This window comes from Pararhizobium sp. (assembly GCF_035497515.1).
Classification (GTDB): Bacteria; Pseudomonadota; Alphaproteobacteria; order Rhizobiales; family Rhizobiaceae; genus Pararhizobium.
The window spans coordinates 31,817-46,652 of record NZ_DATJDJ010000110.1; the positions used below are offsets into that span (position 1 = coordinate 31,817).

12 protein-coding genes are annotated in these 14,836 nt (G+C 61.7%); 6 read left to right on the top strand and 6 right to left on the bottom strand.

The features are described from left to right. Window positions 1–2: 2 nt before the first annotated feature. A complete protein-coding gene (locus VL202_RS11615; protein ID WP_325464277.1) occupies window positions 3–941 on the bottom strand; it encodes an alpha/beta hydrolase in 939 nt (312 codons plus the stop codon). A gap of 262 nt (window positions 942–1,203) precedes the next feature. Between VL202_RS11615 and VL202_RS11620 the strand changes: the two genes are divergently transcribed. The 4 genes from VL202_RS11620 (at window position 1,204) to metF (ending at window position 5,768) form a co-directional block, all read left to right on the top strand. Beyond that, window positions 1,204–1,902, top strand: a complete 699-nt coding sequence (locus tag VL202_RS11620) for a ribonuclease T2 (protein WP_325464327.1) — start codon at window positions 1,204–1,206, stop codon at window positions 1,900–1,902. Between the two features lie 92 nt (window positions 1,903–1,994). After that, window positions 1,995–3,644, top strand: a complete 1,650-nt coding sequence (gene ettA, locus VL202_RS11625; RefSeq protein ID WP_325464278.1) for an energy-dependent translational throttle protein EttA — start codon at window positions 1,995–1,997, stop codon at window positions 3,642–3,644. Window positions 3,645–3,817: 173 nt separating this feature from the next. Further along, complete coding sequence (locus VL202_RS11630) at window positions 3,818–4,846, top strand: metalloregulator ArsR/SmtB family transcription factor (protein ID WP_325464279.1); 1,029 nt, start codon at window positions 3,818–3,820, stop codon at window positions 4,844–4,846. A gap of 1 nt (window position 4,847) precedes the next feature. Beyond that, the gene (metF, locus tag VL202_RS11635; protein ID WP_325464280.1) at window positions 4,848–5,768 is read left to right on the top strand and encodes a methylenetetrahydrofolate reductase [NAD(P)H]; all 921 of its coding nucleotides are present in this window, start codon (window positions 4,848–4,850) and stop codon (window positions 5,766–5,768) included. Between the two features lie 513 nt (window positions 5,769–6,281). Here the strand turns inward: metF and VL202_RS11640 are convergent. After that, window positions 6,282–7,217, bottom strand: coding sequence for a DMT family transporter (locus VL202_RS11640; RefSeq protein ID WP_325464281.1), 936 nt, complete (start codon window positions 7,215–7,217; stop codon window positions 6,282–6,284). Between the two features lie 95 nt (window positions 7,218–7,312). Between VL202_RS11640 and VL202_RS11645 the strand changes: the two genes are divergently transcribed. Further along, a complete protein-coding gene (locus VL202_RS11645; protein ID WP_325464328.1) occupies window positions 7,313–8,710 on the top strand; it encodes a cation:proton antiporter in 1,398 nt (465 codons plus the stop codon). Here the strand turns inward: VL202_RS11645 and VL202_RS11650 are convergent. From VL202_RS11650 to VL202_RS11665, 4 genes are all read right to left on the bottom strand, one after another. Next, complete coding sequence (locus VL202_RS11650) at window positions 8,707–9,915, bottom strand: lytic murein transglycosylase (RefSeq protein WP_325464282.1); 1,209 nt, start codon at window positions 9,913–9,915, stop codon at window positions 8,707–8,709. The two genes, VL202_RS11645 and VL202_RS11650, sit on opposite strands and share 4 nt — an antisense overlap. Before the next feature lie 149 nt (window positions 9,916–10,064). Next, window positions 10,065–10,859, bottom strand: a complete 795-nt coding sequence (locus VL202_RS11655) for a GH25 family lysozyme (protein ID WP_325464283.1) — start codon at window positions 10,857–10,859, stop codon at window positions 10,065–10,067. A gap of 223 nt (window positions 10,860–11,082) precedes the next feature. After that, window positions 11,083–11,745, bottom strand: a complete 663-nt coding sequence (locus tag VL202_RS11660; protein WP_325464284.1) for a class I SAM-dependent methyltransferase — start codon at window positions 11,743–11,745, stop codon at window positions 11,083–11,085. Then, a complete protein-coding gene (locus VL202_RS11665) occupies window positions 11,742–12,992 on the bottom strand; it encodes a DUF3419 family protein (RefSeq protein WP_325464285.1) in 1,251 nt (416 codons plus the stop codon). The genes VL202_RS11660 and VL202_RS11665 overlap by 4 nt, the downstream gene beginning before the upstream one ends. A 246-nt stretch (window positions 12,993–13,238) precedes the next feature. On the opposite strand from VL202_RS11665, the gene VL202_RS11670 reads away from it, so the two are divergent. Next, window positions 13,239–14,705, top strand: a complete 1,467-nt coding sequence (locus VL202_RS11670; RefSeq protein ID WP_325464286.1) for a putative bifunctional diguanylate cyclase/phosphodiesterase — start codon at window positions 13,239–13,241, stop codon at window positions 14,703–14,705. Window positions 14,706–14,836: the final 131 nt, after the last annotated feature.

Here is a 14,836-nt window from a genome sequence, read left to right on the forward strand (position 1 = left end):
CGTCAGATCCGCTTGTCCGCGACTGTCGTCAGGCACCAGTCGGCAAAGTCCCGCATTGCGCGATCACGCTCGGTTTCGTTCAGCGTCTCGTGGCGCATCGTCGGATAGATGATCGTTGTCACGCGCTCGAAACCGGTCGTGGCCATACGCTGCGAAAGCCAGCGGATTTCGCGTCCGCCGTTCGTCGCCGGATCCTCCCCGCCGCCAACGAGGTGGACGGGCAGGGCTGAGGGCAGTTTCCGCAGGCGATCCGGCCTGGCGCCCGCAAATGTCAGTTCGAACAGGTCAATCCACATCGAAACGCTGGCATCGAAGCCGCAGAGCGGATCGTTGACATAGAGCGCCACCTCGGCCGGGTCATGCGAGAGCCAGTCGAAATCGGTCGTGTGGCCGGCGATAGACTTGCCCCAGGCGCCGAAGGTGAGCTTTGGCAGCACGCCGCTCGGCACGTCCGAGCCTTTCAGCATTTTCTCCGTGGCAAGTATGATCTGCGCGGCGCGGCCGGCGAGGCCGGGATTGAAATTGGAGTTCCAGATGGCAAGCCCGGCATACCGTTTGGGATCGTCCTCGGCTGCGTTGAGAGCGATCAGCCCGCCCATCGAATGGCCGAACAGGATGACCGGCAGGCCGGGATGGCTGGCGCCCACCCTGTCGCGCATGGCCCGGACATCGGCCACCACCTTGGCGACGCCCTGCGTGCCGGCATAACGGCCGAGCGGCGCATCACTGGCGCGCGTCGCGCCATGGCCGCGATGGTCGTGGGCGTAGACATGAAATCCCTGCGCCGCCATGAAGGCGGCGAAGCGGGCGTAGCGGGCGGAATGTTCGGCAAGGCCGTGGCTGATCATCAGCACGCCGCGTTCCGGCGAGACGGCGCCCTGACGGCGCCAGGCAAGGGCCGCTCCGCTGGGGCTTTGCAATGTCTCGACCGTGGTGAACACCCCGAATCCTCTCCCCGGTGAAGTTCCAGCTCAAAGAGTTATCAACTTGATTTATCAGGCAAAGGCAATTGCTGCATGGTGCTCGTTTCGCATCAGGTCATAAAATATCCGTCGCATGACGATTCCTGGTTGCATTTTTCTCGTTTTAGTCCTCATATGATCTTGTTTTGTTCTTATTTAACGGGAGATGGTCATGGAGGGGAATGCGAAATATCTCGGGGTTGCATTGGTGTACTGCATGAGCCTCGTCGGCATCGTGGTGATGATGACCCAGCTGGCCGTTGCGGCCGAAAAGACGTCTTCTCCTCCGCCGAAAACCCAATATATCCTCGCCGTCAGTTGGCAGCCCGGTTTTTGCGAAACGCGGCCGAAGCGCAAGGAATGCGCCGGGCAGACGGCGGAGCGGTTCGATGCGACGCATTTTTCCCTGCACGGTCTCTGGCCCGTGAAGAAGAGTTATTGCGGCGTGGCGGCCGATATTCGCGCCCGCGACAAGAAGGGTAGCTGGCTGGACCTGCCGCAACTGGCCATGGCCGAAGACACAGCGGCCCGTCTCCTTGTCGCCATGCCCGGAACGCAATCCGGTTTAGACCGGCACCAATGGCTGCGCAGCGGCACCTGCCAGGGCGGCACGGCGCAGGACTATTTCGCGCTTCAGCTCAAGTTTCTCGATGAGTTCAACGGCTCGGCGGTGCGCACCTTGTTTGCCGGCCGGATCGGCGAGGAGGTGACGGAAAGCGAGATCAAGCAGGCCTTCGACACCAGCTTTGGCGCTGGCGCCGGCGAGCGGGTGCGGATGCGTTGCCAGAAGGCCGGGTCGCGCAGCCTCATTACCGGACTGACGATCGGCCTGTCGGGAGACGTTTCGGGCGGGCCAGGCCTGTCGCAGTTGATCCTTGCGGCCGGAAAGACCGATTTCAAATGCGACAGGGGCACCGTCGATGCGGCCGGCATTCAGTGAATGGCGTGCCTAAGGCCGGTTTCTTCATTGCTCCGGCGGGATAATTCGCCTACATAGCGGGCAAAATCCCATTCCGTCGGAGCAGTCTGTCCATGGCACGTCAATTCATTTATCACATGTCGGGGCTGAACAAGTCCTACGGCACCAAGAAGGTCCTGGAGAACGTCCATCTCTCGTTCTACCCGGACGCCAAGATCGGTATCCTCGGTCCGAACGGCGCCGGTAAATCGACCGTCCTGAAGATCATGGCCGGGCTCGACACCGAATATACCGGTGAAGCCTGGGTGGCCGAAGGCGCGACCGTCGGCTACCTCGCCCAGGAGCCGCATCTCGATCCGACGAAGACCGCCAAGGAAAACGTCATGGAAGGCGTTGCCGACAAGACGGCGATCCTCGAGCGCTACAACGAACTGATGATGAACTATTCCGACGAGACGGCCGATGAAGGCGCACGTCTGCAAGATATCATCGACGGCCAGAATCTCTGGGATCTCGACAGTCAGGTCGAAATGGCCATGGAAGCCCTGCGCTGCCCGCCGGCCGATGCCGATGTCACCAGTCTCTCGGGTGGTGAGCGCCGCCGTATCGCCTTGTGCAAGCTTCTGCTCTCCAAGCCGGACCTGCTGTTGCTCGACGAACCGACCAACCATCTGGATGCGGAGACGATCGGCTGGCTTGAAAACCACCTGCGCCAATATTCCGGCGCCGTCATGATGATCACCCACGATCGCTACTTCCTCGATAACGTTACCGGCTGGATCCTCGAGCTCGATCGCGGCCGCGGCATTCCCTATGAAGGCAACTATTCGGCCTATCTGCTTGCCAAGGCCAAGCGCATGCAGCAGGAATCGCGTGAAGATGCGTCCCGCCAGAAGGCGATCAGCCGCGAGCAGGAATGGATCGCGTCCAGCCCCAAGGCCCGCCAGTCCAAGTCCAAGGCGCGTATCAAGGCCTATGACCAGCTGGTCGAGGCGGCCGAGAACGTCCGGCCCGGCGATGCGCAGATCATCATCCCGGTGGCCGAGCGCCTCGGCCAGGTCGTCATCGAGATGGAAGGCATCACCAAGGGTTATGGCGACCGCGTGCTGATCGAGGACCTGACGCTGAAGCTTCCGCCGGGCGGTATCGTCGGCGTCATCGGCCCGAACGGCGCCGGCAAGACGACCCTGTTCCGCATGATCACCGGCCAGGAACAGCCCGACAGCGGTACGTTCCGCGTCGGCAATTCCGTCCAGCTGAGCTATGTCGACCAGAGCCGCGATGCGCTCGACCCGAACAAGACCGTCTGGGAGGAAGTTTCCGGCGGCGCCGAAGTCATCAAGCTCGGCAAGTTCGACATGAATTCGCGTGCCTATTGCGGCGCCTTCAACTTCAAGGGTACCGACCAGCAGCAGAAGGTCGGCAACCTGTCGGGCGGTCAGCGCAACCGCGTTCACCTCGCCAAGATGCTGAAGTCCGGTGGCAACGTCCTGCTGCTCGACGAACCCACCAACGACCTCGACACTGAAACACTCGGTGCGCTGGAAGTGGCGCTCGAAAATTTTGCCGGCTGCGCCGTCATCATCAGCCACGACCGCATGTTCCTCGACCGGCTCGCCACGCATATCCTGGCGTTCGAAGGCGACAGCCATGTCGAATGGTTCGAAGGCAACTTCGAGGATTACGAGCAGGACAAGATCCGTCGTCTCGGCGCGGAATCGGTCAATCCAAGCCGCGTCAGCTACAAGCGCCTGACCCGCTGACGGTCATCAGTCATGGGATGCATCCGGCTGCGGATGCGAGAGTTTATTGATGAAAGATCAAGGCGGTCCTCTCGGATCGCCTTTTTCGTTTGCGCGAACCCGCTGCCACATTTCGTCTTGCGATGCGTGTGAAAATCACATAAACATATCTTTATGTGTTGATGGGGTTTTGAATGGCGCACGAGCAGGGACTTGGTTTGGACGAATTGGTCGACGTGCTCAAGGCGGCGGGGGAGCCGACGCGCATGCGTCTTCTCGCGCTGCTCGCGGCCGGCGACCTGACCGTCACCGATCTTACCGAAATTCTTGGCCAGTCGCAGCCCCGAATCTCCCGCCACCTGAAGCTGCTGGCCGAGGTGTCGCTGATCGATCGGTATCAGGAGGGCGCCTGGGCCTATTTCCGCCTGAAGGGTGAGGGGGCGGGCGTGGCGCTGGTGCGTGGCCTCCTGTCCGCCGCCAATCTCGACGATGCCGTCCTGACGCGTGACGGCGAGCGGCTCTCGGCGCTGAAACTGGCGCGATCCGAGAAGGCGCAGGCCTATTTCAGCCGCAACGCCGCCGAATGGGACGAGTTGCGGCGCCTGCATGTCAGCGAAGCCGATGTCGAGGCGGCACTGAGGGCCATGATCGGGCCGGAGCCGGTCGATGGCCTGCTCGATCTCGGCACTGGCACGGGACGCATCCTGCAGCTCTTCGAAGGCATCTATCAACGTGGCGTCGGCGTCGATGCCAGCCGCGACATGCTCGCGGTTGCCCGCGCCAATCTCGACCGGGCAGGCATCACCAAGGCCTCGATCCGCCACGGCGACATCTTCAACCTGCCGCTCGACGGCCGTCAGTTCGATCTCGTCACCATCCACCAGGTCCTGCACTTCCTGCAGCAGCCGGACGCCGCGATCGCGGAAGCGGCGCGCATGCTGTCGCCCGGCGGACGGCTGGTGATCATCGATCTTGCGCCGCACGCGCTGGAATACCTGCGGGACGACCATGCGCATGTGCGTTTGGGCTTTTCGCGGCAGACGATGGAAGAATGGCTTGAGAAGGCCGGGCTGACCGTCGAGCAGGCCGTCGATCTGAAGCCGGATACCGACCGCGACCGGCAGCTGACGGTGACCATCTGGCTTGCCCGCGACCAGCGGCAGGCCTCCGCATCCGATACACCGGCGGGCAAACGCGCGCTGGCCCATGCCGGGAGGACATGACATGGCGATACACACTCTTTACCCGGCGGAACGCGGAAACCTGCGGCTCTCGTTCGAATATTTCCCGCCGAAGAACGACGAGATGGAGGTCCAGCTTTTCCAGACCGTTTCCGATCTTTCGGCGTTCGGCCCGGCCTTCGTGACGATGACCTATGGCGCCGGCGGATCCACCAAGGCGCGTTCGCTCACTGCCGTGCGACGCATGATCAACGAGGAAGGGTGTGCCGATACGGCGGCGCACCTGACCTGCGTCGGCGCATCCCGCGCCGAGGTGGATGCGATCGTCACCGAATTCATCGACAGCGGCGTGCGTCATTTCGTGGCCCTGCGCGGCGATCCGCAGGGCGGTATCGGCGCGCGTTACGAGCCATTCCCGGGCGGGTATGAAACTGCCGCCGCGCTCGTTGCCGCGATCCGTTCGCGTGGCGATTTCGAGATTTCGGTCTCGGCCTATCCGGAAAAGCATCCGGAAAGCCCGAATGTCGATGCCGATATCGATATGCTCAAGCGCAAGGTCGATAGTGGCGCGACGCGGGCACTGACGCAGTTCTTCTTCGACAACAACGATTTCGAGCGCTACCTGGAGCGGGTGCGCCGGGCGGGCATCAATATTCCAGTGGTGCCCGGCATCCTGCCGATCAACAACCTGACCCAGGTGAGAAAGTTTGCCGGCCTCTGCGGCGCCACGGTTCCGGATGCGATCGTTACGCGGCTCATCCATCTCGACGAGAGCCCGCAGGAGCGTTTCAAGGAAGCGACGCTGATCGCCGCCGAACAGATCGTCGATCTGGCGCGCCGGGGCTTGCGCGATTTTCATGTCTATACGATGAACCGGTCGCCGCTGGTTTCAGCCGTATGCGATCTCGTCGGCTTCGAGCGGGTGAAACGCACCGTTCTTCAGGCGACGGGAGCGGCGGCCTGATCGTCGCCCATCCACCGCGTTCGGCAGAAAAAAGCCCTTGAGACCGGAAGGTTTCAAGGGCTTCGTTTTTGAGGCAGCTGTTGCTCTGCGGTGATCCTTTGAGCGTTTCACCTTGCTCGATCATGCTGCAATGGATTTACGGTATTAAAGTCCCTTGTTTACCGAATGGACTGGCGCTTTTCAGATGAAAAGCATGGTTGCTACGAAAACAAACGCTGCACTTATCATGAGGACATTCAACGAATGTGTAAGTCCCATAACCGGCCCTCCTTGCGTTGACCCTCGAAAGATAGGGTGAAAATGTCACGCGTGAAAGGAAAAGTTATGCTGCACTGCGGCGGGCGACGCTTGAGAAGTGGTTATTCACAGGCTTAAATCACTGATTAAAAAGGCCTTTATTCGCCGCCACATTTTTTTCACAATGTCTTAAGCCTGGTTAATGTAACGCGTTGAAATGCGCCGTGAGTGACCGATTAGACACATGCGCGCGGCGCTTTGCTCCTGCCGATTCCATCATCCCCGGCGGCGCTGCAGGATTCGCCCGTCGAGAACCACGAGACCGCCGGCGATCAGCAGCATGCCGGCGACGTCGGTCGGCTCCAGGGTTTCGCCGAGAAAAAGGAAGCCGAGCAGGATGGCGCTCGGCGGCACCAGGAGCGTTACCAGCGACGTGTTGGTGGCGCCGGCGCGGCTCATGATGCGGAAGAACAGGATATAGCCATAGGCGGTGGAAAGCAGGGCGAGCGCCAGCACCGCGAGCAAGGAGGTCATCGGCGGCATGGCCAGCGTCCAGGGCCTGTCGATGACGAGGGACAGCGGCAGCATGATCAGCGATGAGGCCGTCAGTTGCCCCGCTGCCGTCAACGGGGCTGCCAGCCCGCGAAAACGCTTGCCATAGGTCGCGGCCAAGCCGTAGCTGACGGCGGCGATCACGGGAAACAGCAGGGCCCAGAGCGGAATAGTGCTGCCGGATGCGGTCAGGCCCGGCAGGGCGCTCGGGCCGATCAGCACCGCCGTTCCGGCAAGACCGAGCAGGCAGCCGGCGATCTTGGCAAGGCTCAGTTTCTCGTCCTGCGTCAGCGTGTTGGCGATCAGCACGGTCCAGACCGGCGTCGTCGCATTGAGGATGGCCGCCAGCCCGGCCCCGATTTGTGTCTGGCCGAGAAAGATGAAGGTGTGCGGAATGGCGTTGTTGATCAGTCCCATCAGCAGGAATTGCGGCCAGCGGGCGACAAGCTCGCGATAAATGTCGAAGCGGCCGAAAACGTAGACGTGCAGGGCGAGCGCGGCGAGCGCGACGCGCAGCAGGACGAGCGTGAAGGCCGGCACATGCTGGATGGCGATGCGCGCGAAGAAGAACGAGCCGCCCCAGATCAGCCCGAGCAGCGCCAGAAGCCCCCAGGTGGCGAGTGTCATCCTGTTCTGTATGTCGCCCGTTTTTGCGTGCATTCGACTTGACCTTCCCCTGTCTCCTCCGGATCATGGTCAGGGTTAAGACCTGTCGTGGAAATTTGCCACCCGATTCTTGGGGGTGGGCCGTGAACATGAAGGACGATCTGCTGGAGCCCGTCGCGACACATTCGATTGCCGCTGCCGCGCATGAGGGGCAGGGGCTTATCTCCATTGCGATCGTGGTTGCGGTCGCGGCGTTTCTGGGCCTCGGGTTCCTGCGCTTGCGCCAGCCGCCGCTGGTGGGCTTCATTCTCGCCGGCGTAGCACTCGGGCCGACGGGCTTCGGCTTCATTTCCTCAAGCGGCAATGTCACGCTTCTCGCTGAAATGGGCGTCGTCGTCCTGCTCTTCTTCATCGGCATGGAATTGTCGATCAAGGCCTTCGTGCTCAGTCTACGGCAATCGATTCTGGTGGCCGGCGGCCAGGTCGTCGCCGCCATCGCGGCGGCGGGCCTCATCCCCCTGATCACCGGGGCGAGCCTCGCCGAGGGGCTTATCCTCGGCTTCGTCATTGCCATGTCATCGACGGTCGTCGCCATGAAGATGCTCGAGGATATGGGGGAATTGCGCAGTGAAACCGGCCGGATCGCGGTCGGCGTGCTGATCGCCCAGGATATCGCCGTCGTGCCCATGCTGATTCTCGTTTCGAGCCTGGGTGGTGACGAGCAGAACATTGGCCTGATCGTCGCGAAGATCGTCATCGCCATCTCCATTCTCGCAGCGCTGCTGTGGTGGTTCGGCCATAGGGGCAAGCTGAAGATCCCGTTCAGCGCCGAGATGGAGGACAAGGTCGAGATTCTGGCGCTCGGGGCGCTGGCCGTCTGTTTCGGGGCGGCGGCGATCTCGGGCCTGGCTGGCATGTCGCCGGCCTATGGCGCTTTTCTCGCCGGCATCGTCATCGGCAATTCCACTTTGCGCAGCCGAGTCATCCCGGTCATCGAGCCGATCCAGAGTGTGCTGCTGGTCGTTTTCTTCCTGTCGATCGGACTGCTGATCGATCTGGATTTCATCGCGGCAAATTTCTGGTCTGTGCTGTTCGGGGCATTGTTCGTCATCGCGGCAAAGACGGTGCTGAACATCTTCCTGTTGCGCAAGTCCGGCTCGCCGCCGCACATCGCATTGGTCGCGGGCCTGTCCATGGCTCAGATCGGCGAGTTTTCGTTCGTGCTGGCAGCAGCCGGCCTTGGCGCCGGCGTGTTGCGGTTTGAGACCTACAAGGTGGCGATCGCCGTCACGGCGTTGTCGTTGCTGGTCTCGCCGCTCTGGGTCAACATGATGCACAGGCTGGAAAATATCGCGTCCGAGCATCTCTCGACCTATCGGACGGCCTTGGCGATCGCCTATGCGCGGGAATTGAACGAGTTGTCGAAGCGGGGTGCTGCTCTCGATGGCGCGCGCTTGTCGCTCAGGGCACGCTACCGGGCCTTCCGTCTTGCCCGCCAAGACCGGCGGCGGGCAAGGATGTCGAACGAAATCCGAAACGACGATTAAAGCGCGTCGAGAACGGCCTGCGTTGCCCAGCCGTCGGCGGGCAGGCCGAGGCGCAACTGCTCCTTCTGCAGGGCGGCACGCGTGCCCGCGCCGAGGATGCCATCGATCTTGCCGACATCGTGGCCCACGCCCTGCAGCTTGGTCTGCAGCGCCTTCATGCCGTCGTCGCTCAGGCCGGGCTCCGGATGATGCGTATCGTAGGGCGGTGCGCCGGCAAGCCGGGTGGCGAAATAGGCGGCCGATGTCGTGTAGATGAACGACTGGTTCCATTCGAGATAGACGTTGAAATTCGGATAGGTCAGGAAGGCGACGCCGTGGCGGCCCTGCGGGATGACCAGCGAGGCGGCGAGTTGTGGGAAGGTCGTGTTGCCATCGCGCGGCGAGACGCCGAGCTTGAACCAGTCGCCGGCGGTCATGCCCGTCTGCAACCCGGTTTTTTCCCAGGGCAGGTTTTCCGGCAGGCTCACTTCCTGGATCCAGGGCTGACCGGCAGTGAATCCGAGGCTCTTGATGAACTTGGCGGCCGTCAGGATCGCATCGGGCGAACTCTGCTTGAGGTTGACGTGCCCGTCGCCATCGCCATCCATGCCCTGCGCGATGATATCTTCCGGCAGCATCTGCACCTGGCCGATTTCGCCGGCCCAGGCGCCCGTCGTCGTGGCGGGGTCGAGATCGCCGTGCTGGACCATCTCGATCGCGGCGATCAGCTGCGGCCGGAACATTTCCGGGCGGCGGCAGTCATGCGCCAGCGTCACCAGGGCGTTGCGGGTGTTGAAATCGCCTTGGACGGCGCCGAAATCGGTTTCCATTGCCCAGAAGGCGGTGATGACAGGCGCGGGAACGCCGAATTCCTTCTCGGCGCGGTCGAAGACCGCGGCATATTCCTTCATCTTCTTGGCGCCGATATCGAGACGCGCCTTGCTGACGGTGCGCTGCGAGAATTCGGTGAAGCTCTGTTTGAAGACACCCTGCGCGCGGTCGCGGCCCAGAACCTTTTCGGAAATCGCAGCACCTGCCAGCGCGCGATCGACGACATCGGCCGGAATGCCCTTGCCAATCGCCTCGGCTTTGACGCCTTCCAGAAAAATGGCGAGATCACCGCCGCAGGGGGCGACCGGCGGGGCTGCGCCCTGGGCAAGCGCAGTGGAGGTCAAAAGGGTAAGAAAACCGATCGAGAGAACGGAGCGCAGTGTGGCGCGTGTCATCGCAAGTCCTTGTTGGCAGGGCGGGTTGTCCGGTCGTGTCCGGCCGGGCTCGGCCGAGGGAGAGGGCCGATGCCGTCGCGGCAACGTATGAGAGCCGCTTTCGCACGGCAATGGGGCTGAAAGAAGAATTACCGCGTCCGGATGGAAAATTACGACGTTGGCCGCGGTTTCGAGACTGCGGCGACCCAATTCTTCCAGTTCTTCAGCGATCCGGCAAAGACATTGATGTCGGTATTGCCTTGGATGCCGGGAATGACGCCGGTGCTGGTATATTGCCAGAAGGCCCAGCGTCGCTCCTCATAGATTTTCGTCGGATGCGCCGCGACCGAGCGCACCCAGAAATGATAGTCGTTGAACTGGCCGACGAGATTGTCGCGGTGGAAGTCCACCGACGTGTAGATGATCGGGCGCTTGCCGTAATGGGCTTCCAGCCGGTCCATGAAGCGCTTCATTTCGGTCTGCACGGTCAGCGGTGACGGCCGATAGGTACAGGTCTTGGACTCGCCATTCCATTCGACATCGAGAACCGGCGGCAGGTAGACCGCGCTCTTCGGCACATTGGCGATGAACCAGTCGGCCTGCTGGTCGGCCGTCGAGCAGAAATAATAGAAATGATAGGGCGCGTAGGGTAGGCCGGCGGCGCGGGCCTTCTGCCAGTATTCGTTGAACTTGGCATCGATCCGGTCCTTGCCTTCGGTCGCCTTGATGAAGGCGAAGGAGACGCCGGATGCCTTTACCTTGGCCCAGTCGACATCGCCTTGCCATTTGGAGACGTCGATGCCGTGGATGTTGTGATGGTGCGGCGTGCGCCCGCCGAAATCCTGCGGGTCCTTGTCCTGGAATTTCGGCGGGATCGATGCTGTCGAGACGAGATCGTAATCCGTGGTCGAACAGGCGGACAGGAGCGTCACAATTGGCAGCAGAGCCAGGAAAAGCCGGCGCATGAGGTATCCGTTTTCTAACGATCGACGACGCTGCCTCACACGATGATATCCGCTAATGTGATCATCCCCCAGGAGGCGTGAACCTCATCTTCACCATATCATCGTAAAAATTGGGTTAGTTTCAAGCACAATCGCCGAAACCCGGCCACCGCGCCGAGGCAGTCGGGAGCGGAAACCGGGATGATTATGGCGCGGGATCGTTACGCGGGGCTTGCGGTGTTGCTCAGGCGGGGCGGCGGTAGACGAAGAGCCAGGCATAACCACGGCCGAGCGGCTTGAATTCGACCGTGTGGCCGGCCTGCGCCGCCTTGTTTTTCAGGGCGGGGACGAGCGTCTTGCGCGGGGTGACGTGAAAGCGTGTCAGCCAGGCCTGCAGGCCGCGCCGGAACAGGCGAGGCAAGCGCTCCTGCTGGCCAAAATCGGCAATGTGGAGGGAGCCGCCGGGATTGAGCGCCGCAATCGCCGCGTCGATCGCCTTTTCCCAGTCCGGGATCATCGATAGGGCATAGGAGATGAAGATCCGGTCGAAACCGGTCTGACCGAATTCCGAGGGTGCAAAATCCGTGGCATCGGCGACCCGCAGGACTGTCCGGTGGAAGCCAGCCTTGTGCAGCTTCGCCTCGGCCGACATCAGCATTTCGGCGGAGATGTCGAGTCCGAAGAGCTGTGCCGTCGGAAAGCGGCTGCCGATCATCGCCAGGTTGCGGCCGGTGCCGCAACCGACTTCGAGCACGCTGCCGCCGGCCGGCACGTTCAGGCCGTTAATCATCGTGTCTCGGCCGAACAGATAGTATTTGCGCGTCAGGTCGTAGAAGTGGCGCTGGGTGCGGTACATCCGGTCCATGCGCTGTGCATGGCTGTCCTGTCCGTTGTCGATGGCGGTCATGCCGTCTTCCGGTAGATATGGAAGCCGCCATAGATCGCCGAGCGATCCTTCAGGTTCAGCACCTGAGACTGCTCGCCGTCGTAAGACCACTGGGCGAGCAGGGTCTGCGACACGCGGCCTTCGAGAACACTGGCTTCGGCGGCCGTGCGGAAGATGACGATGGCACCGTCTGCCGCGGTGCGGGTGATTTCCGTCCACAGATCGTTCAACTGTTTGTCGTTCATCCAGTCCTGCGCATCAAGCAGGACGTAGCGATCGACGGAGCCGGCGGCCTTCCCGACCAGCAGTTCAGTGAAGCTCGCGTGATGGACATGCACGCGCTCGGCATTGTTGCGGATCGTCTCGTGACGACCGGCCTGCAGATAGACCGGCAGCTCGCCCTCGTGCGGCATGGGATACCGACGGGCAAAGGCCTGCCAGGCAAAGTAGTTTTCCCGCAGGGGGAAGTGGCAGGAGAGCTTTTCCAGCCGCTGGCGCAACACGCCGGCGAGCGATTTCTCGTCGCTCAGGCTCGCCAGTTCGTCGAATTGCTGCGGCGGAATGCCGAGACCGAACAGCGAGCTCTTGCGGCTGGTGATCCAGCGGATGACCGGACGGTCGAATAGTGGCGCGAGGCGCTGATCGAAGAACTGGCGCTGTTCGCGCATCGAGCGGGCATTGGCAAGCTCGCTCGGATCCACGCCATGCAGGCGGGCGAGCAGGTGGCCAAGGCCGATGAAACGGCCGAGAAGGCCGGTGCGGTAGATGTTCTTGCCGAACACCCGGATGCGGCGCTGGCCGCTCAGGCCACGGCTGTTCCAGTATTTCCGTGTTGCATCGTCGAGCTTCGGCGCGATGAAGAGGTCATAGGCCTGAACGTTACTGGCAATGTCGTTGCGCGCCAGGAAACGGACGATGTCCTGATGGCCAGGTAGATGACGAAAGGCCGCGAGCTTCAGCCGGTTCAGTGCCACATGGTGCGGATTGAGATCAACGACGTCGATGCGCTCTGGGGCGGCGGAGAGATAGGCCAGCATGTTGCACCCGCCGGAGCCGATGGTAACGATATGGTGTTCCGGCCGGATCTGCATGGCCGCCATGTCGACGGCCGGGTCTTCCCAGATTTGCGGGTAGACGAGCCCCGTGAAAAGAAGTCCGAAAAGCCGCTCCGACAGGCCATCGAAGCTCAGGGCCCTGTGCTGGATCAATGCGGTCTTGAGCTTCTGGTTCTTCTTGCCAAAGCCTGCATCTGGCGCGAGATCGGTCATATCAGCCTGCCATCCGTTGACGATGCCGCGCTTCTAAGACGAGTCCGCTACACTTTGATGACGGCCTGAATATACAAGTTCTCATCCATAAGATTTGATTAAGTTTGTATGTGCTAGACAAGCTCATCTTTTTCGGGGCCTGACATGATGTTAAAGTCTTTTCTGCCGAAATCGGAGCAGCGTCATGCTGCGGCGGGCGCGGCAATCGGGTCGATTTTCCCGATCATCTGCATTTTTTATGACCGAATGACCGGGAGTGATTATGGCTTCTGGGGCAATGGCTCGGCGTCGATCGCCGTGAGCCTGATGCCGATTGTCTGCGGCGTGTTGTTTTATCAATGGGCATGCTCGCGCAGCCGCCTGATCGCGCAGCTTCAGCAGCACCGGAAAACCGAGGAAGATTTGCAGCGCGTGGTTCATACCGACCAGCTGACGGGTATCGCCAACCGTTTTGCCCTGGAGCGTGACCTTCGTGAACGGCTGGCAGCGGAGCCGAGATCGCAAGACCGCACCGCGCTTCTCCTGCTCGACCTCGACCGGTTCAAGTTCGTCAACGATTCCATGGGGCATGATGTCGGCGATGAGTTGCTGGTGGCGCTCAGCAAGCGGCTGATCCAGGCCGTGTCGGGCACGGCGAAGGTTTACCGCCTGGGCGGCGACGAATTCGTCATCGTCATCGCCGGAGCGCCGTCGGACGGCAAGATTGAGGATATCTGCGCCACGATCAAAAGCCTGTTCTCCGAACCCTTCGATCTCTCCGGTGCGCAGTTCTGGACCGGCGGCAGCATCGGCGTCGCCTATGTCGAGCCGGGCGACGAAACCATGTCGGCGGTGCTCAAGCGCGCGGACCTCGCGCTCTACAAGGCCAAGGAGATCGCCGGAAACAGTCACATGCTCTACGCGCCCGACATGGCGGCGGAAGCCGCGGAGAAGGGGGAGATGGAATATGACCTGTCCCGCGCTCTCGCCGCCGGCGAATTCTTCCTCGAATACCAACCCATCGTCGGCATCGAAAGCCGGGCGATCCGCTCGTTCGAGGCACTGATCCGCTGGCGCCATCCGGAAAAGGGTATCATCCCGCCGGATCGTTTCATCGCGTCGGCCGAAAAGACAGGGCTCATCCTGCCGATCGGCAACTGGGTCGTGCGCACCGCGTGCCTCGAAGCCGCGCGCTGGCCGGCGCCGACCGGGATCGCGGTCAACGTCGCCGGTGACCAGTTCAAGGACCGTGCCTTCGTATCGCATGTGAAGGCGTGCCTTGCCGAAGCCGGCCTTGCCCCCGGTCGCCTGACGATCGAGGTGACGGAATCGATCTTCCATGTCGATGTCGAGATCGTCAGCAACAGCCTGCAGGAACTGCGGGCCCATGGCGTCCGAATCGCGCTCGACGATTTCGGTATCGGCTTTTCCTCGATCAACAATCTCCGGCGTTTTCCGCTTGACCAGTTGAAGGTCGATCGTTCCTTCACGCGTTCGATGCTCGGTAACCAGCGCGACGCCGAACTGGTGGATATCATCCTGCAGCTTGGCAACACGTTCCAGGTGTCGACCACGATCGAGGGCATCGAAACCGAGGGGCAGATGGAATTTGTTCGGGCGCTTGGTGCTTCGGAGGCACAGGGTTTCCTGATTTCACGGCCCGTTTCCGCTCATGACGCCTTCGCCATCCTGCAGCGCGAACCGGCAAAGCTCGCGGCGCGATCAATAGGTTAGAAACATCTCTCGCACCACCGTGATCGCCATAAAGCCTTTCTAAATGCGTGGAATCCTGTTTTTGTGGCCTTACAGCGCCGCGCGTCCAACATGACGCGCGGAGGTTGCTGGTAAGACTTGAAAGACGCTGC

Excerpts from the sequence above, each read along its gene's own strand:
- VL202_RS11620 (WP_325464327.1), top strand. The coding sequence starts at position 1,204 with ATGATGACCCAGCTGGCCGTTGCGGCCGAAAAGACGTCTTCTCCTCCG.
- ettA (WP_325464278.1), top strand. The coding sequence starts at position 1,995 with ATGGCACGTCAATTCATTTATCACATGTCGGGGCTGAACAAGTCCTAC.
- VL202_RS11630 (WP_325464279.1), top strand. The coding sequence starts at position 3,818 with ATGGCGCACGAGCAGGGACTTGGTTTGGACGAATTGGTCGACGTGCTC.
- metF (WP_325464280.1), top strand. The coding sequence starts at position 4,848 with ATGGCGATACACACTCTTTACCCGGCGGAACGCGGAAACCTGCGGCTC.
- VL202_RS11640 (WP_325464281.1), bottom strand. The coding sequence starts at position 7,217 with ATGCACGCAAAAACGGGCGACATACAGAACAGGATGACACTCGCCACC.
- VL202_RS11645 (WP_325464328.1), top strand. The coding sequence starts at position 7,313 with ATGAAGGACGATCTGCTGGAGCCCGTCGCGACACATTCGATTGCCGCT.
- VL202_RS11650 (WP_325464282.1), bottom strand. The coding sequence starts at position 9,915 with ATGACACGCGCCACACTGCGCTCCGTTCTCTCGATCGGTTTTCTTACC.
- VL202_RS11655 (WP_325464283.1), bottom strand. The coding sequence starts at position 10,859 with ATGCGCCGGCTTTTCCTGGCTCTGCTGCCAATTGTGACGCTCCTGTCC.
- VL202_RS11660 (WP_325464284.1), bottom strand. The coding sequence starts at position 11,745 with ATGACCGCCATCGACAACGGACAGGACAGCCATGCACAGCGCATGGAC.
- VL202_RS11665 (WP_325464285.1), bottom strand. The coding sequence starts at position 12,992 with ATGACCGATCTCGCGCCAGATGCAGGCTTTGGCAAGAAGAACCAGAAG.
- VL202_RS11670 (WP_325464286.1), top strand. The coding sequence starts at position 13,239 with ATGACCGGGAGTGATTATGGCTTCTGGGGCAATGGCTCGGCGTCGATC.